Consider the following 21236-nt stretch of genomic DNA (forward strand, 5'->3'; position numbering starts at 1 on the left):
CTAGGGCCGCTTCGCGGCCCTAGCAGAACCGCCAAGCGCTGCGCGCTTGGCAGGGGGACCGCCTCCGCTGCGCTCCAGAACACGGAGACCGCCTCGCTGCGCTCGGCTGGGTTCGGCAAAGCCGAACCCAGCGAGTCCCTGAGCGTTGCCCGCTCAGGAGAGAACCGGCTTCGCTGCGCTCAGCCGAGGCGCCTTCGGCGCCTGCTCCTCCGCTTCGCTCCGAAGCAGTGAAGCGCTTCGCTTCGTTCAGCGGGAGGGCGCTTCGCCTCCTCTAGGCCGGCCTTCGGGGCCGGTGTCCTGCGCTTCGCTCCGGACGGCTCGGGGTTCCGCTTCGCTCCACCCCGAAAGCGGCCTGCTCCGCAGGAGTAGACCCCGTTTCATGGAGTATGGCCCTAGGGCCCGTTGGGCGGATTCGCTCCGCTCCCCCTCTTCGTATCGATGGGCTGTGGCACTGGTCCCGGTGCAGCTCGCAAGCCATTTCGCAACAGTTTCAGCTGCGCTGAGGAAAGGGGCCTTGGCCAACCATCGCAACGGATGGTAGGTCAGCGGCAAAACGCACATACAATCGAAAACCTGTGATCAGGGCATCGTGAAAGGCTGTCTGATTCACCCGTTATGGCGTCAATAAAAGTTCCACCACGCCCGATTCAGGCAGGCATACCGCGACTGTGGCGGAAACCGTGTTTCTTGAAGGGACCCACCAAGCCCTGATAGCGGTTGGTCTCGGGACCGGACGTTGCCACTAAGTAACCGCCGGTACCCCCCTCTTGTGCGCAGCTCCTGGAGGGCCGCGGTTTGACGGACCGTCGGTCCCGGCTCTCCCGCTGATGCGCACGGCGGTCCGATGGGGGGGGTTTCAATGCCCGGGAACAGCAACGTTCCGGAGTCCGATGATCCGGAGGACAGTGGGGCGCCGCTCGACCGGGGTGAGAACCACAGCACCACACGCGTGAGTCTGCTCGCAGCCACGGGCCAGGCCTTCCTCACCCAGCTGGCCGGCGAGACCGCGCACTGGCTCGTCCAGGGCGCGGAGTGGCTGCTCAGCCACCTCTAAACGCGTCGCGCCTCCTGGCCTGCAACCAGGAGGCGCACGGTGCGGAGAAAAACACCCCACGCGGTCTCTGTCCCTGCTTAGGCGGGCAGAGACCGCCGTCTGCTGTGGGCACCCTGGGGCAACCAACACCGACCACCGACCCCATCTACCCACAACCACCCAGCCCTCAAGAGCCACCACACCAGATCACAAACACCAACATACCTTCATAAGGCAGCCATACCTCCTACCCCGCACACCACGCTCAACGGAATCCAACCCCACCAAAATGAGAGCCTACTTCAATCACAACCCCAGATTAAATATGGAACCGCAGTACCTCTCCCCTTCAAACCCACAGCACACCTGCCGCAGACCAATGAAACTGCGCAACGTCCAACCAACCTGCACAATCAAGCACCACACTCCAGGTCAGACAACTGGCCCATCAGGAAACTGCACAAATTCAGTGAGCCGGTGTTCCCTGCACCTCGAAAGCGCGCGCTGTCTCCTGCATCCGATCCCCGCGCACGCGGGGCCCGTTCCCGCTCAGGAACTCGCGGGCGCCGCGGAGTCGGGGCGAGAGCGGCCGTGGTCAGGCCGGCGTTCGACTGGATCAGGAGGGCCATGCGGATCAGGCGGGCGGCACGCATCCCTCAAGGATCACCCACCACCCGCCCGCCGGACGACCAGCACCTCTGCCGCCGACGCTCCACCGCACCGGCCCGGGAACCGAGCACGTCAACCGGCCGTACACCGGACGGCCGCGTGCGCCGATGCATGCGCATGGCGCCCGGGTGGCGCGATTCCGTGCGCCCTCGGGGTGCGACTGGGCCGCGGCACGAGGCGGGTGGGACGGTCCAGGAACAGGACGAACCCCCGGGCCGGGACTTCTCGCAGGCTTCGGTGCGGGGTGCGGCGTTCCCCGTTCCTGCCGGCTCCGCACGGGGCGGGCAGGAACGTACCTCATGGGTGAGCACGAAGATCGAGGAGGACGGCTCATGAGCAGGACGTTCCGGTTCGGCAGGCGTCGGACGGCTGTGCGGCCGCGCGCGGCGTTCGTCGGCGCGCTCGCGTTCGGCATGGTGATGGCCTTCGCGCCGGGTGCGGCGGCAGCGCCCGGTGACCTGGACACCACGTTCAGCGGCGACGGGAAGACCACCGTCGACTTCGGCATGACGCCCGCGGAGCCGGAGATCGGCAACGACCTCCTCCGCACCTCCAACGGTGATCTGTTCACCGTCGGACGCAGCGGCCTCAACCTGCCCGGAGCCGGCGGCGGCAACGCGTTCGGCGTGACCAAGCACCACTCCAACGGCTCCCTGGACACCGCCTTCGACGGGGACAACGGCACCGGCAACGGCAAGGTCACCATCGAGTTCGGCGACACCGTGGCGATCGCCCGCTCCGTCATCGCCACCTCCGGCGGCGGGATCCTGGTGGGCGGTCTCACCCGCCAGGAGCAGATCGCCGACGCCGCGATCGCCAAACTCGACCGCAGCACCGGGCAGTTGGACACCAGCTTCGGCGGCGGTGACGGCAAGGTCACCTTCAACCCGACGCTCGGGGGGCTGCTCGGCACCGGGATCCGGGGCATGAGCGAAACGAGCGGCGGCGACATCCTGGTGGCCGGCGCGGCCGGCGCGGACTCGTTCGTCGCCCGGTTCAACTCCGACGGCACCCTGGACACCGGCTTCGGCACCGGCGACGGTGACGGCGTCGACGGTGCCGTCCTGCGGGACTTCGGCGCAGGCGACCACTTCTTCGCCGCCGAGGAGCTCCCGGGCGGAAAGTTCATCGCCGCCGGCACCACCGCCGACACCCAGGACCTCAGCGTCGACGGCGACTTCCTGCTGGCCCGGTTCAACTCCGACGGCACCCTGGACACCGGCTTCGGCGGCGGTGACGGCATCGTGACCACCGACATGAGCGGCGGGCTCTTCGACATCGGATTCGGCTTCACCCGCGCCCCGGGTGGCGACTACGTGGTCGTGGGCGCCGCGGGCGCGCCCGAACCGTTCGGCCTCGGCGGCCCCCTCAAGCACGCGGTGGCCCGCTACAACTCCGACGGCAGCCTGGACACCGGCTTCAGCGGCGACGGCAAGCTGACCGTCAACGTGAACACCCTGCTGGCCGACGAGGCCCGCGACGTCGCCGTGGACGGCAGCGGCAACATCGTGACGGTCGGCCTGACCGGCGAGGTTTCCCCCTTCCCGCTCGACCCGACCGCGGGTGACGCCTGCGTCCTGCGCATCGAACCCGACGGAGACCTCGACACCACCTTCGGCGGCGGGGACGGCATCGCCGTCGTCGACTTCGAGGGCCTCGCGGACGCAGCCCGCGGTATCGCCCTTGCCGGCAACGACATCGTCCTGGCCGGCGGGGCGACGGACTCCGCACTGCTCGGCACCGGGCTCGACTTCGCCCTCGCCCGGCTCAAGGGCTGACCCCGGTCCTTCCCGAGGGCCCGACGGCCCGCCGGCGCGTCCGGCGGGCCGTTTCGGCTGCCCGGTCCGCGCGGTGCTGCCCGGTCCGCGCGGAGCCGGGGCCGAGCGGGATCAGCCCCCTGCCTTCTCCTGCAGTGCCGCCCAGGCCCGCGCGCCGACTTCCGGACGCAGCAATACGTCCGATGCCGTGCAGGCGAGTGCGGCGGCTGCGGCGAGCAGCACGCGGCGCCCGCGGGGTGATGCGGCCGCGGCGGCGAACGCCGGAGTGTGGTCGGAGCCGTCGGCCGCGTCCACGAGGGCGATGAAGGGGTGGATGGCAGGTACCCGCGTACTGACGTTGCCGATGTCGGACGAGCCCAGGTACACGCCGGGCTCCGGGTCCGTGAGCCGGATCCCGGCCCGCGCGAGGTGCGCGCCGAACCGGCCGGAGAGGACGGGGTTGTCGCGGAAGTGCTCGTAGCGCCCGCCCACCCGCTCCACGACGGCGGCCGTCCCGGTGGCCGCGGCGGTTCCCTCTGCGCACCGCTGCAGCTCGCCCGCCAGATCCTCCAGTGCGGCCGTGGTCGCGCCGCGCAGCCCGAACAGCCATTCGGCGTATGCGGGCACGATGTTGGTGGCCCGTCCGCCGTCGGTGACGATGCCCTGGACGTGGGAGCCGGCCGGGAGCCGGCGCTGCAGCACGCCCAGCGTGTTGAACAGCTGGACCAGGGCGCCCAGGGCGTCGATGCCCTCGGTGGGGTTGCCGGTCGGGTGGGCGGCACGGCCGTGGAACCCGACCCGGACCTGGGCACTGGCCGTCAGCGGCGCCCACGACCAGTCGTGGACGCCGGGATGCACCATCAAGGCCGCGTCCACGCCGTCGAACACCCCGGCTTCCACCAGCGCGACCTTTCCGCCGCCCCGCTCTTCGGCGGGCGTGCCGACGGCCAGGAGCGTGCCTCGGAGGCCGTCCTCGCCCAGGGCGGCCCGCAGGGCGGTCGCCGCCCCCAGACCGGCCGCGGCGATCAGGTTGTGCCCGCAGGCGTGACCGAGTCCCGGCAGCGCGTCGTACTCCATCAGCAGGGCCACCACGGGTCCCCGGCCGCTGCCGGCGGACGCGGTGAACGCGGTGGGCAGTCCGCCCGTCCCGCGCTCCACCCGGAAACCCTCCCGTTCCAGCTCGGACCCGAGCAGCGCGGCCGCCCGGTGCTCCTCGTAGGCGGGCTCGGGGTCGCGGTGGAGGGTCAGGGCGGTGTCCCACAGGCGTCCGGCGCGGGCCGCGACCTGCTCGCGGATCCGGCCGTACGGCGCCTCCGGGGCGTTCACGCCGGCCTGGCAGGGCCGAGGGCGACGGGCCCGACGCGGGGGGAGGTGTGCACCAGGGACGCGCCGGGGGGATCGGGAAGGCCCGCGGCGCGGGTCAGCGTCTGCCCGGCCGAGGCCGCCGTCGCCCGGAGCAGGGGCCGGGGCCCGTGCCGGACCGGGGTGCGCCAGAGGCGTCCGGCGCGTGCCGAGTAGGCGTGGAAGCGGTGGGTGAGCCATACGTCGAAGGCCCCGGCGGCTTCCGGGCCTCGGGTGCGCACCACGATGTCGTAACGGGTGTCGCCGGGCCCGCGGCGGCCGGTGTAGCGGCAGCCGGGGCCGCCGTCGGCAACGGTGAGCCGGGCGAGGTGGTACGGCACCGCGAGGGCGCGGGCCGCCAGGAGCAGCGGCTGGGTGACGTCGAGCGAGAAGAACCACAGGCCCGGCGGCCCGCCGCGGTGCCGCACGTACGTGCGCAGATTCGTCTCCGGGTACGTGTCCGGGACGAGCGGGTCCCCGAGCAGGCGCACCCTGCGCATCACGAAAGGCGTCAGGCTCACCCACGCCCGCCCGTCGAAGAGGTCGGCCTCCAGCCCCGGTGGGAGCAGTGCCTGCACGTCGCCGGGAGGGTAGGGCCCGTGCACGAACGCCTGCTGCCGCCAGTGCATGGTCAGCAGCGGCACCCGGACGGGCGGCGGCCCGGTGGCACCGCGGCAGTCGGGCGGGCGGATCACGGAACTGCTCACCTGCCTTCCGTCCTCGGTCGTCGCCCTGCGTCGGGAACAGCACGGGTGCGGCCCGGCGCGGCGCCCCGGCGCCTGCTCCCGGTGGCGCTGCCCGGCCCGGCCCGTCACCCCCTCCTCGCTTCTCTCCGGCCCGCGGACTTTCAACCCGCGCCGGCGCAGGGCCGCAGCCGGCCACCCGGCCCGCCCGCGCGGTCTTCGGACTCGCCGCGGGAGCCGGAGGCGTACGGTGGTAGCCCCCCCGGCCGGGGCCCCTGACCGGGCGTGTCCGCGGAACGGCGACCTCCGCCCGGGACCGCAAGGAGGCCGCCATGAGCACTGGCGCTGCAGGCCTGCCGATGCCGGCGCCCGGACTGAAGACGGACACGGTCCGGGTCGGGGACGCCGTCGCCTGCGTCCTGTCCGGCGACTTGCACACCGGCACCAGGACCACCGGAGAGCAAGCCCTGCGCGAGGCCCTCGGGACCCGGCCCCGCCTGCTCGCGATCGACCTCAATGCGGTGTCAATGCGGTGGAGCTGTTCACCGCCGAGGGCCTGGCCTCCTCCTCGCCCTACGCGACGCCGCGCGCGCCCAGGGGATCGGCCTGGCCCCCGTCTCCCCGAGCGCGGCGCTCCGGCAGGTGCTGGAGGTGACGGGGGCAGCCGACGCGTTCGCCGTGCACGGCACCACCGCGCAGGCCACCGCCCGGCCGGATGAGGATGGCTGCGAGGGTGACGGTTCCGGGGTAGACGTATGCCCTCTTGTCGTATCTGGTGGCGACGGCGCGGAACTGCTTGAGCCTGTTCACTGCTCGTTCGACGGTGTTGCGGGTCTTGTGGTGCTCGGCGTCGAAGCCTGTCGGACGGCCGCCTCGACCACCTCCACCAGGCGGACGATCAACGACCGCACGGCCGGATCCCGACGAACCGCCCCCTTCACCTCCCCCTTTTCGAAGGCGGGAGGCGGCGGGGCCTGCCTCGCGCCCGCCGCGTGCTGGTGGACACGCACGGACGTCGAGTCGATGGCCACGTTCCAGTCGACCGTGCCGGCGGCGTCCTCCTCCGCCTGCAACCGGGTGAGCAGCCGCTCCGGGAAACAGCGCTCAGACCTGAAGCGCGATGGTTGTCACCATCTGGGCACGCTACTTGTTCACCCGTGGCCAGTGCTCAGCCTGTCACCTGCTGGTGGTTGGAGATCAGCTTCCAGCGGCATGCCATGGCTGGTTCGATGGCGCGCGCGTTCGAGTGCCTGGGTGCCGAGAAGGCGTTGGCCGTGGGCTTCCTGCTCTCGACTGACCGAGTCGGCCTGGTCGCCGAGGCCGGCTCGGCACGAGGGGCGGTCAGGGCTGTGCCAGGGCAGTTCGCAGAGCGTCGAGGGCGGCGGTGCGGAAAGCGGACATTGAAGGTGCTTTGCCGTCGAGCAGGGCATCTGCACCGTGGTACATGCCTGGTTCGAGACGCAGCGCGCAGGCGACGCCGGCCTCGTTCAGGCGTCGGGCGTAGTCGACGTCTTCGTCGTGGAACAGGTCGAGGTCCCCCACGCCGATCCACGCGGGCGGCAGCCCGTCGAGGTCCCTGCGCCTTGCCGCCGCGATGTAGGGGCGATCGTCGAGGTCCTGTGGCGGGCGGCCGAGGTAGGAGGTCCAGGCGAAGCGGTTGGAGTCCGGGGCCCACGTATAGATGGCGCTGTTGGGAGGGTCCACACGTAGAGCCGTGCGGTGGTCGAGCATGGGGTAGACGAGGAGTTGGAACCGGACCGGCAGTCCTGAATCGTGGGCGCGCTGGACTACGGCGGCGGCGAGTCCGCCTCCAGCGCTTTCGCCGCCGACGGCGATGCGGGAGGGGTCGATGCCGAGGGCGGCGGCACTGGCGTGAAGCCAGCGGAGCGCACCGAAGCAGTCGTCCAGGGCTGCTGGGTACGGATTTTCGGGTGCGAGGCGGTAGTCGACGCTGACGACCAGAGCGCCGAGTTCGTCGGCGACGCGGCTGCACCAGGTGTTCTCCTGCCGAGCGGCACCCATGACGGTTCCTCCGCCGTGGATCCAGAGCAGCGCCGCGCGCGGCGTTCGGCCTGATGCCTGGTAGGTGAGCACCTCTACGGGGAGGTCGTCGGCCGTGGCCGGCAGCGTGCGCCGCTCGACGCGGACGCCGGGCCTCACGGCGGCTCCCGCCAAGGGTACGAGGCGGCGGGCGATGGCCAGAGTGACCGGGTTGCCGAAGTTCAGCGGGAGGCAGAGCACGGGGTGCCACAGCTCGCGGGGGACTGCCGCCAGAGCGCGGCGACGCGTGCTGACCGCCGCAGCAGCACCGAGGGCCGCCGCGGCGCCCAGTCCACCGAGAACGCGTCGGAGTGTCATGTACAGCGCACCTTCCGTTCGGGCGGGAGTCGGCCGAGGCGAAGCGCCATGCCGCGCCCGCGACAAGGGCTTCCACTTGACACGACCACCTTATCGGCAACAGTGTATCCATTATGGATATCTGGTCCGAGCCCCAGCCCGATTCCCGGTTCGTCGAGGTGGACGGCCTGCGGATCCACTACAAGCGCGGTGGGCACGGCCCGGCGCTCGTGCTGCTGCACGGCAGTGCCTCGTCCCTGCAGCACTTCGACCGCGTGACGGATCTGCTGTCGGATTCGTTCGACGTCATCCGTCCCGACCTGCCGGCGTTCGGGCTGACCGGACCGCGCAAGGATCGCGACTACCGCGTCCCGGCGTACGCCGCGGCGGTGGCGGGCTTCGTGGAGGCGCTGAGCGTGCCGCGCTACGCGGTGGCCGGGAATTCCCTGGGCGGCGACATCGCCTGGAACGTCGCGCTGGAGCATCCGGAGCGGCTGACCGGCCTGGTGCTGGTCAACGCCACCGGCTACCCGGGGAAGACCGTGCCCGCGGGGATGCGCCTGGCGCGCAACCCGCTGGTGCGGCCCCTGCTGAGGCGGGTGATGCCGCGCGGGGCGATCGAGCGCAGCCTGCGCGAGGCCGTCGGGTCGCATGCGCGGATCGTGGACGACGCCATGGTGGACCGCGCCCATCAGCTCATGAGCCGCCCCGGTAACCGCTCGGCCTTCGTCGACTTCTGCAACACCGACCAGCCCGACCGCAGCGCGCAGATCCCCCGCATCACGGTGCCCACGCTGGTGCTGCGCAGCGCGGGCATCGACGGCCAGCACTTCGCCCGCGACATCCCCGGCGCCCAGGAGCTCGTCCACCCCCACGGCGGACATCTGCTGCCGGAGGAGGAACCGCAGTGGGTCGCGGACGCGATCGCAACGTTCCTCGGCTCCTGCGCCGACACCCCCGCGAACTGAAGGCAAGGAGGCGCGTTCCATGAAGTACTTCGTCGCCCCGGGCGAGGACCGCGAACTCACCGCCGACTCGCGCAAGGCGCTCCGCGGCAGTTTCATCGAGCTGTCCGACGGCGTCACCCACTACGAGCTGACGGGGCCCGAGGACGGGGACGTGGTCCTGATGGCAGGCGGCCTGACCATCCCGCTCTTCTACTGGGACGGCCTGGCCAGCGAGCTGCACGCCCGCGGACTGCGCACTCTGACCTGCAGCGCCTACGGCCGCGGCTACTCCGACCGGGTGCGGGCGCGATACGACGAGACGCTGTTCACGCGGCAGCTGGCCGAGCTGACGGACCGGCTCGGCCTGACGGCGCGGCCCCTCCACCTGGTCGGCACCTCCATGGGCGCGCTGGTCAGCATGACGTACGCGACCCAGTACCGGTTGTCGGTGTCCACGCTCACCATCGTCGGCCCCGCCGGTCTCGCGAAATCGCGGCCGGCTTCCCCCGACCGGCTGCTGCGCAGCGACCTGCTGGCCGGAGTGGTCGCCCGCCGTCACGGCCTCCGGCTGCTCCAGGGGCACCTGGGGCACAACGTCCGCGACCCCGAGCTCGGCGCGGAACTGACCGAGATGGTCCTCGACTGCCTGCGCTTCGAGGGCTCGCTGTACGCGGTCTTCGACACCCTCCAGCACCTGCCCCTCAGCGGTCGTGACGGCCTCTTCCGGCGGACGGGGGCGCTGGGCATTCCGACGCTGCTGCTGTGGGGCGACGAGGACACCGTCACGCCGCCGGTCCACTTCGACACGGCGCGCGCCCTGCTGAAGCCCCACCGTCATCACATCATCACCAAATGCGGGCACATGGCCCCCTTCGAACGGCCCCACGACGTCGCCGAGCAGCTCGTCCCGTTCGTGTCCGCACCCACCGAAAGGCTCGACCCATGAACAACAACCCGCAGACCATCGACGTACTGATCATCGGCGCCGGCCCCTCGGGCTCCGCCCTGGCCATCGACCTCGTACGCCGCGGACTCGACGTCCGGATCGTCGACAAGTCCCCCCACGCTTTCGACGGCTCGCGCGCCAAGGGCATCCAGCCCCGCAGCCTCGAAGTCCTCGAAGACCTCGGCGCTCTCGACGACGTGCTGGCCGGCGGCGACCTCTACCCCAAGCTCGGGCTCCATGCCGGACCCCTCAGCGTGCCGTGGAAGATGTTCCCCCGCACGGATCCGACCCCGGACGTCCCGTACCCGAACACCTGGCTGATCCCGCAGTTCCGCACGGACCGCGCCCTGCACGCCCGGCTCGGTGAGCTCGGCCGCGAGGTCGAGTTCGGCAAGGAACTGACCGAGCTGACGCAGAACGAGGACACGGTGCTCGCCACGGTCGTGGGCGCGGACGGGGCCGAGGAGATCGTCGCCCGCTATGCCGTGGGGGCCGACGGCGGCTCCAGCGCGGTGCGCAAGCAGCTCGGCATCGGTTTCGTCGGGACGACGGACGAGTCCGACCGCGTGCTGATCGTGGACGCCTCCGTCAGCGGCCTGGCCCGCAACCGGTGGCACATGTGGCCCGGCCTCGGCAGCAAGCTCATCGCCGCCTGCCCGCTCCCCGGCAGCGACACGTTCCAGTGGATGATCCGGCTCACGCCCGACGAGGAGCCGCCCCAGGAGCTCGGCGCCATCGTCGACCGGATCCACTCCCACACCCGCAACCGGCACATCCAGCTGCACGAGATCCACTGGAAGTCCGTCTTCCGGCCCAACATCCGCCTCGCGAAGCACTACGGCCGCGGACGGGTCTTCCTCGCCGGCGACGCCGCGCACGTCCACACCCCGGCCGGCGCCCAAGGCCTGAACACCGGCATGCAGGACGGCTACAACCTCGGCTGGAAACTCGGCCAGGTCCTCGCCGGAGCCGACCCCGCCCTCCTTGCCACCTACGAGGCCGAGCGGCAGCCGATCGCCGCCGGCGTCCTGGGCCTGTCCACCGAGAAATGGGGCGGCATCGCCAAGCTCGACCCCTCCAGCATGAAGCGCGGCAAGGACGAGCAGCAGCTCTCCCTGACCTACTACGGCGGCCCGCTCGCCCCCGCCGACGGCGGCGACACCAGCACGCTGCGCGTGGGTGACCGCGCCCCGGACGCCCGACTGCTCAGCGCCGACGGCGCCGAGACCCGCCTGTTCGACCTCTTCCGGGGACCGCACTTCACCGCCATCGCCTACGGCCCCGGCGCCGCCCGTGACCTCGAACTCCTCCACTGGCCGACGACAGGCGCCCCGCTGAAGCGGATCACCGTCGGACCGGCCGCAGGCGACGGCCGCACCTTCTCCGACCCGAAGAACACGCTGCGCAGTGCCTACGGCCTGACCGGTGACACGCTGCTGCTGATCCGACCCGACGGCTACATCGGGCACATCGCCACCCGGGACCTCCTCACCACCACACAGGCCGCCGTGCGGGCAATGACGCCGCGTACAACGAGCCGCACCATGTCCCAGCCGAGCCACACCCACCCCGGTCCCGGGGCCACTGAATAGGCCGCATGCTGCTGCCCGGGGCGCAGGTCATCACGATGACGCCCCACCGGCCGGACGCCGAGCATGTCGACATCCTCGCCGACGGCGAGACCATCGCAGCCGTCGGCGACCTCGTCGAGGCGCCCGACGCCGGGGTCGTCGACTTCTCCGGCCGCGTCGTCATCGGCCAGCCCGCGTTGGAACGGCTGTCGCGACACCCTGGGGCACCATCCCGAGGAGGACTCCCAGACTCCGGGCGGGTGGCTGGGCACGCTGCGCGACGAATACCCAGGAGTAGGCGGTCGTCGACAAGCCCCGGCCTGATCGACTCAATCGCCCGTCTGGTCGCCGAGTGCTGCGCCCGGCCGGGAACCCCGACCCAGCTCGACACATGCAATAACGCTCTCGTGACGACCTGCGCGCCATCGGGTCGTCACCCTTGACGCCCAAGCCGCCATGACGCCGACACCCGGGAAAGACCTCATGATCCTCACCATCACCCTCGCCTGCGCCATCGTCCTGATCTTCGGGGCAAGCGGAGTGCTCAACACACTCGCGTTGCCGAAGGCACGCGAGCTGGCCGCCGAGACCGGCTTCTCCGTCGCCGCCTACCGCCGCATCGGCGTGCTGCAACTGGCAGGAGTCGCGGGCGTGGCACTCGGCCCCGCCGTGCCTGCGCTCGGCGGCCTCGCGGGGGTCGGCCTTCTCCTGCTGCTCGCCGGAGCTGTGGCCGTACACCTGCGCAAGGGCGACCCGGTTGCCAAATTCGTGCCCGCCGCCCTGTGCGCAGTGCTTGTCGCCTCATACCTCTGGGGCTTGTTCGCCTGAGGCGCCGCGGATCCGGTCCACGCCTCCGCCGATGGGCAGCTCCGGCAGTTTCGCCCTGAAAGCAATACTGCCCCGAGCTGTGATTTCACAGGCCGACGGCCTCAGATTCGCATCGTCCTGGCTGGTCAGGCGTCGTCGCGCAGGTGGGCAAGCCCCCTGAGAAGGAGTTCGAGGCCGAAGGAGAACTCGTCCTCGATCGGAACGGGCATCGAACCGGCGACGGTGACCGTTGCCGGGAACAAGGCCGGATCGGCGCTCTGAAAGACGGCGGACAGGAGCGCGTCGTCGCGTTGCCCGCCGCCGCCATGACCGTTGACCTGTATGGCGAATCCGAGGACGTAGCGGGCGAGGGTGGCGAAGGTGTGCGCGGCCAGTCGCGGCGGGAAGCCGCTGTCGAGCAGCGCCGCGAGACAGTGTTCCCGCAGCGCCATGGCGTTCGGCCCCAGCGGTATCTCTTCGGCCATCAGGGGCGCCGCGTTCCGGTGCCGGGCCAGAGCCTCGAACATGGTGTGCGCGACCGTCCGCAGCGCTTGCTGCCAGCCCATCGCACGGAGTTCCTCGCCGCTCAGGTCCACGGCGCCGAACATGCGGTCCACAACATGGGCGACCAGTGCCGTCCGGTTGTCGAAGTGCCGGTACAGCGTCGCGGTGCCCGAACCCAGGCGCTGGGCCAGCGTCCGCATCGAGAGAGCGTCGGCCCCTTCGTCGTCCACGATCTGCAGGGCGGTGGAGACGATGCGCTCCAACGGCACGGGCGGACGCCCCGGGCGCCGAGCCGATACCTGGGTCGCTCGCGTAGGACCAGCTGCTGCCACGGAAACGTCCACCTCCTCGGCCAGCACCATAACAGCAACACCGTATCCACTATGGAGACCGTCGGTCGGACACCGAGTGGCGGTGCCCCCTTCGATCCGCCGTACTGGACGCGACCTACTGCACAGCCCGTGTCGAGCGCCAGATCGTGCAGTGGCAGTGGCAGTAGCAGTAGCAGTAGCAGTAGTGAACGCCACCCGGATCACCGAAGACGGCGGCCGCGAGGCGCCGGGAGTGAGGATCGGGGAGAGCGAGACCGGGGGGTCTGGACCCAGTTCCCGCACTCCCTGCGCGAGAGCTGTGGCCGGGGTCCTGCTCGTGATCGGCGACCACCACCTTGCGCTGGTCAAGGACATCCGCAAGGTCATGATCGGCGCGTCCTACCAGCTCACCAGCGCCCGCAACCACGAACCTCAGCCGCCGTGCCCGGCAGCGGCCCGGTGATGCTGCCGCCAGCACCGTTGGGCCGGGCCTCACGCGTGCACGCCCTTTCGGCACGGGCTACCCGTGACCCCGGACCAGCACCCCAACTCGAGAAGCCCGCCGCCCGGCAGCTGCTCGGCCGCGGCCACCAGGTCCGGCCACCGGTCCTGAACCAGCGACCCGCGCCGCGTCTGCACCAGCACGCGGTCACCGGGCCCGGCCGGGGTGAACACGATCGCCCGGTGGCCGTCGTACTTCCGCTCGTACGCCAGCCCAGCCCGGCCCGGACCGCAGCCGAGCCCGGCACCGACCCGGCAGCCTGCGCGAGCATCGGCTCCAACGGCGGCCGGGGCAACATCGCGCAGCCCCTCTCCCGATCCCCCTGCCTCCACGGTCACCCCGATCGGGCCGACTGTGCGGCACCGGGGTGAACATCATCCTTCCGGGGACCAAGCCCCTGATCTCCGATGTCCGTCAAAGGGAAGCAAACCCATTCTCGGGACATGCAGGGCGGCCGCTCACGTGGGCAGCTCCCATACGGTGGCCTCCAGCCGGGTTCCTCCGTCGCCCACCGGGACGCTGACGACGCGGACGCGTGCGGTGCGGCCGTCGCTGGTCTGCAGGCAGAACCGGTCGCCGCGGGCGATCTTCTCGGCGCGCCCGAGCGGTTGACGGGTGAGGGCGTCCAGGCACTGCTGCTCGGTGGGCTCCTTGTCGGAGGTCCAGCGGGCCAGGGCTTTGGGTTTGCCCGGCACGAGGTCGGGGGCGCCGCCGTCCCGGTTTTGCAGGCGCAGGTCGTCGGTGGCGTCGCGGGTGTCGATCCAGCGTGCGGCTCCTGCGGGCGGGGCCGTGTCGAGCTCGAAGCTGTGGGCGCTGTGGAGGGTCACCGGTCCGCTGCGTATCGTGGCCCCATCCTTTCTCGGCCCCTGGTCGTCGCCTTCGGGCCACAGCAGGACTCCGGCGAGCGCGGCGCACACCGCGGCTGCGCCGGCCGCCACCGCCAGCGCGCTCCGGCGCCGACTGCGGCGGGGCGGGGCGGCGGGCTGCTCGGGGCCGGCCGTCACCAAGGTCGGGGCCTCCCACACCCGCTGCAGCACCTCGGTGGCCCGCCCGGCATCCGCCGCCTCCTCACCCACCAGCTGCGCCAGCAACTCGGCCGCAGAGCCGCGACGGCCGGGGTCCTTGTCCAGCGCCCGCTCGACGAGCTGCCCGAGCATCCCGTCCAACCCTTCGAGCCGTGGGGGCTCGGTCAGCACCCGGTGGTGGATGGCGAAGACCTCCTCGCCCGGAAACGGCGGGGTCCCGGAAGCGGCGTAGGCCATGACACAGCCCCAGGCGAACACGTCCGCGGCAGGCGTGACTGCCTCGCCCCGCAACACTTCCGGTGCCATGTAGCCGGGGGTGCCGGCGATCTGCGTGGGCTGCACAGAAGCGCTCCTCCCGTCCAGCGCACGGGCGATGCCGAAGTCGATCACCCGTGGGCCCACCTCCGACAGCAGAACGTTGGACGGTTTGAGGTCCCGGTGGACGACCTGAGCCGCGTGAATGGCGGTCAGGGCCGCCGCCATGCCGACCCCCAACTGCTCCAGGGCACCGCCGCGCAGCGGGCCCGCCCCTGACACCAACTCATGCAGGGTGGGTCCGTCGATGTACTCGGTGACGACGAAAAGGGGGTGCTCGTCGAGCTGGGCGTCGAGGACCGGTGCGGTGCAGAACGGCCGGACACGTCGCGCCGCGGTGACCTCGCGCCGGAAGTGGCGGGTGAAGCGCTCGTCGGCGGCGAGGTGGGCGTTGATGACCTTGACCGCTACGAGCTGCGAGGCGTCGCTCTGACCCGCGAAAACGGTGCCCATGCCGCCGTGGCCGATGCGGCCGAGCAGCCGGTACGGGCCCAGCTGCGCCGGGTCGTTGGGCTGTAGGGCGGCGAATGCCGCATGATCGACCATGCTTCTCGGTCCCCCCTGTGGCGATGTCTCGCCCACCATAGAAGATCCACAAGAATCACGCCGCCGGGTACGACCAAGGCGGTGCCACCCTGCTCACGGCCGCATCCGCCTCAGCAAGGGTGCTGCGAGCAGCAGGTGTCCACGTCACCGGCCCAGTCCGGGCCCTTCGGGGCCGCCCAGGTCAGACCGGATGATCGGTCTGGTTACCGTCCGGATGGTCCTCGTGCTCGGCAAAGGCACCAGCCCAGGGACGTATGCCAACGCCGCGTTCGGGCAGTCGGCCGGGTGCCGTACAAGCGCCTTCCGTTCGGCTTGGTCCACGGCCAGCGCCAGTATTTGGTTGTGGCCCCGACTTCAGGTCCGACCCACCCTCGCAGAAAACCGCCGCCCTTTCACAGCGGCCCCTCCGGGAGCAGTAGCGCAGCTGGCGTGCACGGGGTCAGCGGCGTTGCAGGATCCCCACCGCGGCGACCGCGTCCTCAACCGCGGCGAAGACCGGCAGCCCGGGCTCATCCCGTGCGGGTGGGCGGCCGCGGACGCGGCCTACGGCCTGATCAGTCCACAGCCGCGACCGCCCAGGCTGGGCCAGGCCGAGCGGCTTCAGGGACTCCCGCGCGCCGAGTCGATGATCCGGAGCACCGGACTGCGATCTGCCGTGCCAGGGATCATCGACCGCCCTACCCACACTCCCGTCGGTACGGAGCGTCACCGTTGCCCAGAAGTTGGACCAGAGCCCCAATCCCGACAGCACCGCCGGGCCGGACTGTCCGATTTCGGAGGGCGTCCGGCCAGGGGGAACTGCTGGGTGATTGACGCATGGGACGGAGTCTTCGCGCCTGCACGTGACTGAGGGCCGTGGCCCTCGTTAGGAGCATGGCCCAGTGCGCTGACCTGGGTCCCATGCCGATGAAAGGCCCCACGCGCTGTCATGAACCGCTCTCCGCACCACTATGCCCCGGCCCGTTTCGGTGAGTATCCGCCGTCGTGGGGTGAGGGGCCTCCGGCAGTGCATCCGAAGGTGCTGCGGGACGAGCTCGTCGCGGCTGCGGAGTGGGTCTGCCAGTACCTGGGCCAGCTGCCGGACGCCCCGGTGAGCCGTCCGATGCCCGCGCGCCGGCGCGCCGGCCTGCGGGATGCCCCGCTCGCCCGTACCGGCGGTGAGCTGCGGCAGATCCTGGACTTCGTGCGCGAGGAGATCGCGCCGTTCCCCACCGGCAACGGGCACCCGGCCTTCTTCGCCTGGATCAACTCCCCGCCCGCCCCCGCCGGCCTGATCGCCGAACTCCTCGCCTCGGCCGTCAACGCGACCTGCGGCATGGGCGAGAACTCCCTGATGGACCTCGAACGCGGCACCGTGCGCATCCTCGCCGACCTGGCCGGCCTGCCCGCCACCGCCGGAGGGGTCCTGACCAGCGGCGGCTCCATGGCCAACCTGCTCGCCCTGGCCACCGCCCGCACCTGGTTCCTCACCCGCCGCGGCTCCGATGACGGCCCCGCCTACGACCGCGACCACGCCCGCCTGACCCTCTACTACAACGCCCAAGCCCACATGTCCGTGGCGAAGGCCGCAGCCTGCATCGGCATCCCCGCCCACCGCCTGCGCCCCGTCCCCAGCGACGCACAGCACCGCCTGGACCCCGCCGCACTGCGCGCAGCCGTGACCGCGGACCAGGCCGCCGGGCTCCTGCCGTTCTGCACCGTCACCACACTGGGCACCACCGCCACCGGCGCCGTCGACCCCCTCGAACCCGTCACAGCCCTGTGCCGGAGCACCGGGATGTGGCACCACGCCGACGGAGCCTGGGGCGGACTGGGCGCCATGGTGCCCGCCCTGGCCCACCTCTACCAGGGCGTCGCCGAGGTCGACTCCATGACCGTGGACCCGCACAAGACCCTCAGCGTGCCCGTCGGCTGCGGAGCACTCCTGGTCACCGACCCCGAGCACCTCCACACTGCCTTCGCCCACCGCGCCTCGTACCTCACCCCGGGCGAGCCCGACACCCTCCCCTGGCTTTCGCACTCCACCATCGAACTCACCCGCCCCGGCACCCGCGCCCTTGCCCTGTGGGCGACCCTGCACCACCTCGGACGCGACGGCGTCACCGCCCTGCTCCAGCACTACCTGGACCTCGCCGACCGCCTGCGCGAGAAGATCTCGGCCAGTCCCCGCCTGCAAGCCGTGGCAGGCGGCCCCTGGCCGGTCGCCTGCTTCCGCCTCACCGACACCGCCGCAACCCGGCCCGAAGCCGACGCCCTCCACACCCGCATCGCCCACCGCGTCCAGACCGCCGGACGCGCCTACCTCGCCACCGTCACCGTTGACGACCGCACGGTCCTGCGCGCCTGCCTGTGCAACTACCGCACCCGCGAGAGTGACCTCGACCTGCTCCTTCGCGAAGTCGTTCAGGCCGCGGACTCCGACCGCGCGGCACCCACCCGGTGACCGGCAAGTGATCACCCATCAGCCACGGCGCGGGCGTCATCGGAGGAGGAGCCGGCCCGGTCACGGCAGATGATCTCCGCGCCGGGATGCTCGCGCAGCCAGCCCGCCAGGGTGGCGGCGTCCCGGCCGTCCGGCAGGCCGAGAGGCTGGCCGGACTCGCCGTCGAGGAGGACGGTCCCGCAGTGGTGCCCGCCCGCGTGCTCTCAGGCCGTGTCGTCCGGGCGGCGGCTGTGCATCACGCCCACGACTCCCTCCACCCGCCAGGCCGCGCGCAGCAGGGCGGACGGGTCGACGGAGGGGGACGCGGGCCCTTGGAGGGTGACGACGCCGTCCTTCAGGTGCACCCGGACGGCGGGGCCGCCGGATGCCGGGAGGTGGGCCGAGACCTCGGCCGCGACGTCGGAGCGGATCTCGTCGTCGGTTCGCCGGAAGACCCGCAGCAGGTCCCGGCGGGTGGCGATGCCGATGAGGCGGTCCTCCTCGTCCACCACCGGCAGCCGGTCGACGTGCCGGCGCTCCATGAAGCGGGCAGCCTCGGCCACGTACTGTTCGGGATGCATGGTCACCTCCGGCGTCGTCATCAGCGCGCCGGCCGTCAGCCGGCCCGCGAGTCCGTCCGCTCCGTCGCCCAGCAGCCGGGTGAGGTCGGTACGGGAGACCACGCCCACCACCTTTTCGTCATCGTCCACCACCGGCAGGCCGCTGATTCGGTGGCGGGTCAGGAGCCGTACCAGCTCCGTCGTGGACGTATCCGGGTGCGCCTTGACGACGTCGCCGGTCATCACCTGCCCCACGGGGGGTGTTTTCACCATGTGCCTCGTCTCCAGCGGCGCTGTAGTCCTCGGTGGCCCCAGCGTGCGCCCGGCGGAAGCCCCGATCCATGGGGCGACCGGCCTCGCCCGTGTTCCGGCGGTCCTCTGCTTCGGGTTCCGATTCCCTCAACCGCCCGCGGGCAGGGGCCGACCGGCCCTCACACGGCCGGGCCGAGTGGCCCGGGGAAGGGGGCCACTGGGTCCCATGGCAGGGACTGTCGCCGCCCGGCCGTGGCGGGGATGCGGTGACAGGGTTCAGACATCGCCCCGGTCCTGCCGGAAAGGTCGACGCCAGCGCAACCGAACTGACGGTGCGTGAAGCGAAGCCGTGCACCACTGCGTCAGGAGGCGGGCGACTGCACCTGTCCCCCGCATCCCGAGGTGATGAGCCATGCCCTTCCACGTGGACTCCGAGACCGGCTGGCTGAAGCAGGTCATCCTGCACCGGCCCGATCTGGAGCTCAAACGACTCACCCCGACGAACAAGGACGCACTGCTCTTCGACGACGTGCTGTGGGTCAAGCGGGCCAGGGAGGAACACGACGCGTTCGCGGACACCCTGCGCGACCGAGGCGTTCAGGTGCACCTCTTCGCGGACTTGCTGACCGAGACGCTGGCCCTGCCCGCGGCACGCACCCTGGTCCTGGACCGGGTCGTCGACGAGCGCGAGTTCGGGCCGCTGGCCGGCGACCGGGTGCACGCCGCCTTGGACGTCATGGACCCGGGCGAGCTGGCGGCCTGTCTGGTCGGCGGTATCACCAAGCGCGAACTGCTGGCCCGTACCGGTGCGGTGGCGAGCGTACGGCTGCACGCCATGGCACCGGACGACTTCGTGCTGGCTCCGCTGCCCAACCACCTGTTCACCCGCGACACTTCGTGCTGGGTGTACGACGGCGTGAGCGTCAACCCGATGCGCAAGCGGGCGCGTCGCCGCGAGACCGTCCACTTCGAGGCGATCTACGGCCACCACCCGCTGTTCGAAAAGGGCGACCACCAGCGGTGGTCGGACGGACAGGCCGGCTTCCCCGCCACCATCGAGGGCGGCGACGTGCTGGTCATCGGCAACGGCGCCGTACTGATCGGTATGAGCGAGCGCACCACGCCCCAGGCCGTCGAGCAGCTCGCGCTGCGGATGTTCGCCGCGGGGTCCGCACGCCGCGTGGTCGCCCTCGAACTGCCCAAGTCCCGCAGCTTCATGCACCTGGACACGGTCATGACCATGGTCAGCGACGACACCTTCACCCGGTACGCGGGCCTCGGGCCGCTGCGGTCCTGCACCATCGAGCCCGGCCACGACGGCCAGGGGCTGAAAATCACCGCTCACCTCCCCGAGGAACTCGACGGGGCGATAGCCGACGCGCTGGGCCTGGAGAAGATCAACGTCCTCACCCCCAGCCAGGACATCCGCTCCGCCGAACGCGAGCAGTGGGACGACGGCTGCAACGTGCTGGCCGTGGAACCCGGCGTGGTCGTCGCGTACGAGCGCAACGTCACCACCAACACGCATCTGCGCAGGAACGGCATCGAGGTCATCACCATCCGCGGCAGCGAACTCGGCCGGGGCCGCGGCGGTCCGCGCTGCATGACCTGTCCCGTCGAACGCGAAGCGGTCTGACCGCACCCACCCTCAGACCACCGTCCTTCCCGTACGCCCGAAGGAGCCACCATGCCCGTCGACCTGCGCCACCGCCCCTTCCTCAAGGAACTCGACCTCACCCCCGCCGAGTTCCGCCACCTCCTGGAACTGTCCGAACAGCTGAAGGCCGCCCGCTCTGCCGGCACCGGGAGCCGGCGGCTGCACGGCAAGAACATCGCCGTCATCTTCGAGAAGACCTCCACCCGCACCCGGTGCGCCTTCGAAGTGGCCGCGCACCAGGAGGGCGCCCACGTCACCTACCTCGAACCCGCGAGTTCCCAGCTCGGCCACAAGGAGTCCATCAAGGACACCGCCCGGGTGCTGGGCCGCTACTACGACGGCATCGAGTACCGGGGCAGCGACCAGCGGATGGTGGAGGAGCTGGCCCGGTACGCCGGGGTTCCGGTGTGGAACGGGCTGACCGACCAGTGGCACCCCACCCAGTCCCTCGCCGACGTGCTCACCATGTGGGAGCACACCGACAAGCCGCTGGAACAGGTGTCGTTCGCCTACCTCGGCGACGCCCGCAACAACGTCGGCAACTCCCTGCTGATCACGGCCGCGATGCTCGGCATGGACGTCCGCATGGTCGCTCCCGCCGCGCTGGCCAACGCCCCCGAGGTGGTGGCCGCGGCGCGCGCGGCGGCGGCCTCCACCGGAGCACGCATCACCCTCACCGAGGACGTGGCCGAGGGGGTCTCCGGTGTCGACTTCGTCTACACCGACGTATGGCTGTCCATGGGGGAGCCTGCGGAGATGTGGGACGAGCGGATCGCCATGCTGCGGCCGTACCAGGTGACGATGGACGTGCTGAAGGCGACCGGCAATCCGCGGGTGAAGTTCATGCACTGCCTGCCGGCGTTCCACGACAGCGACACCACGGTCGGGGCCAAGATCGCGGCACGCACCGGCATGACGGCCATGGAGGTCACGGACGAGGTCTTCGAGTCGGTCCACTCGATCGTGTTCGACCAGGCGGAGAACCGGCTGCACACGATCAAGGCCGTCCTCGTCGCCACCCTCACCGACTGAACCCCGCGACCCGATCGAC

General features: G+C 71.2%; 15 protein-coding genes and 1 pseudogene. 9 read left to right on the forward strand and 7 right to left on the reverse strand.

Going from position 1 to position 21236, the window contains the following annotated elements; all coding sequences use genetic code 11:
- Nucleotides 1-2034 precede the first annotated feature (2034 nt).
- Nucleotides 2035-3480 carry an NHL repeat-containing protein gene (locus ACZ407_RS08500; RefSeq protein WP_468126596.1) on the forward strand — a complete coding sequence of 482 codons (1446 nt, stop codon included), beginning with the start codon at nucleotides 2035-2037 and terminating at the stop codon, nucleotides 3478-3480.
- Nucleotides 3481-3591: 111 nt separating this feature from the next.
- On the opposite strand, the gene ACZ407_RS08505 is transcribed toward ACZ407_RS08500, so the two are convergent.
- The 4 genes and pseudogenes from ACZ407_RS08505 to ACZ407_RS08520 form a co-directional block, all read right to left on the reverse strand.
- Complete coding sequence (locus ACZ407_RS08505; protein WP_468126598.1) at nucleotides 3592-4785, reverse strand: amidohydrolase; 1194 nt, start codon at nucleotides 4783-4785, stop codon at nucleotides 3592-3594.
- Entirely contained in the window at nucleotides 4782-5507 is a 726-nt protein-coding gene (locus ACZ407_RS08510) for a YqjF family protein (RefSeq protein WP_468126599.1), read from the reverse strand. Before ACZ407_RS08510 ends, ACZ407_RS08505 begins: the two co-directional genes overlap by 4 nt.
- A 696-nt stretch (nucleotides 5508-6203) precedes the next feature.
- Nucleotides 6204-6574 (reverse strand): annotated as a pseudogene (locus ACZ407_RS08515) (transposase family protein); the annotation flags it as partial.
- 250 nt (nucleotides 6575-6824) lie between these two features.
- Complete coding sequence (locus ACZ407_RS08520) at nucleotides 6825-7841, reverse strand: alpha/beta hydrolase (protein WP_468126601.1); 1017 nt, start codon at nucleotides 7839-7841, stop codon at nucleotides 6825-6827.
- Nucleotides 7842-7954: 113 nt separating this feature from the next.
- On the opposite strand from ACZ407_RS08520, the gene ACZ407_RS08525 reads away from it, so the two are divergent.
- From ACZ407_RS08525 to ACZ407_RS08540, 4 genes are all read left to right on the forward strand, one after another.
- Nucleotides 7955-8788, forward strand: a complete 834-nt coding sequence (locus ACZ407_RS08525) for an alpha/beta fold hydrolase (RefSeq protein ID WP_468126602.1) — start codon at nucleotides 7955-7957, stop codon at nucleotides 8786-8788.
- 19 nt (nucleotides 8789-8807) lie between these two features.
- Nucleotides 8808-9713: an alpha/beta fold hydrolase gene (locus ACZ407_RS08530; protein ID WP_468126603.1), complete on the forward strand. Its 906-nt coding sequence runs from the start codon at nucleotides 8808-8810 to the stop codon at nucleotides 9711-9713.
- Nucleotides 9710-11305, forward strand: a complete 1596-nt coding sequence (locus tag ACZ407_RS08535) for an FAD-dependent oxidoreductase (RefSeq protein WP_468126605.1) — start codon at nucleotides 9710-9712, stop codon at nucleotides 11303-11305. Before ACZ407_RS08530 ends, ACZ407_RS08535 begins: the two co-directional genes overlap by 4 nt.
- Nucleotides 11306-11767: 462 nt before the next feature.
- Entirely contained in the window at nucleotides 11768-12112 is a 345-nt protein-coding gene (locus ACZ407_RS08540; RefSeq protein ID WP_468126607.1) for a DoxX family protein, read from the forward strand.
- Nucleotides 12113-12237: 125 nt separating this feature from the next.
- Here ACZ407_RS08540 and ACZ407_RS08545 read toward each other — a convergent pair whose 3' ends face one another.
- On the reverse strand, nucleotides 12238-12864 hold the full coding sequence (locus ACZ407_RS08545; RefSeq protein ID WP_468126608.1) for a TetR/AcrR family transcriptional regulator: 627 nt from the start codon (nucleotides 12862-12864) through the stop codon (nucleotides 12238-12240).
- 361 nt (nucleotides 12865-13225) lie between these two features.
- On the opposite strand from ACZ407_RS08545, the gene ACZ407_RS08550 reads away from it, so the two are divergent.
- Nucleotides 13226-13369: a hypothetical protein gene (locus ACZ407_RS08550; protein WP_468126610.1), complete on the forward strand. Its 144-nt coding sequence runs from the start codon at nucleotides 13226-13228 to the stop codon at nucleotides 13367-13369.
- Between the two features lie 497 nt (nucleotides 13370-13866).
- Here ACZ407_RS08550 and ACZ407_RS08555 read toward each other — a convergent pair whose 3' ends face one another.
- A complete protein-coding gene (locus tag ACZ407_RS08555; RefSeq protein ID WP_468126611.1) occupies nucleotides 13867-15294 on the reverse strand; it encodes a serine/threonine-protein kinase in 1428 nt (475 codons plus the stop codon).
- A gap of 1006 nt (nucleotides 15295-16300) precedes the next feature.
- Here ACZ407_RS08555 and ACZ407_RS08560 point away from each other — a divergent pair.
- A complete protein-coding gene (locus tag ACZ407_RS08560; RefSeq protein WP_468126612.1) occupies nucleotides 16301-17737 on the forward strand; it encodes a pyridoxal phosphate-dependent decarboxylase family protein in 1437 nt (478 codons plus the stop codon).
- A gap of 203 nt (nucleotides 17738-17940) precedes the next feature.
- Here the strand turns inward: ACZ407_RS08560 and ACZ407_RS08565 are convergent, their stop codons facing one another.
- Nucleotides 17941-18549, reverse strand: a complete 609-nt coding sequence (locus ACZ407_RS08565) for a CBS domain-containing protein (protein WP_468126613.1) — start codon at nucleotides 18547-18549, stop codon at nucleotides 17941-17943.
- Nucleotides 18550-18940: 391 nt separating this feature from the next.
- Here ACZ407_RS08565 and ACZ407_RS08570 point away from each other — a divergent pair, with 391 nt between their 5' ends.
- Nucleotides 18941-20164 (forward strand): arginine deiminase, encoded by a 1224-nt coding sequence (locus ACZ407_RS08570; protein ID WP_468126615.1) that lies wholly within the window; start codon nucleotides 18941-18943, stop codon nucleotides 20162-20164.
- Between the two features lie 51 nt (nucleotides 20165-20215).
- Complete coding sequence (gene argF / locus ACZ407_RS08575) at nucleotides 20216-21217, forward strand: ornithine carbamoyltransferase (RefSeq protein ID WP_468126617.1); 1002 nt, start codon at nucleotides 20216-20218, stop codon at nucleotides 21215-21217.
- The last annotated feature ends 19 nt before the right edge of the window (nucleotides 21218-21236 follow it).

This window comes from Streptomyces sp. NPDC030809 (assembly GCF_055572195.1).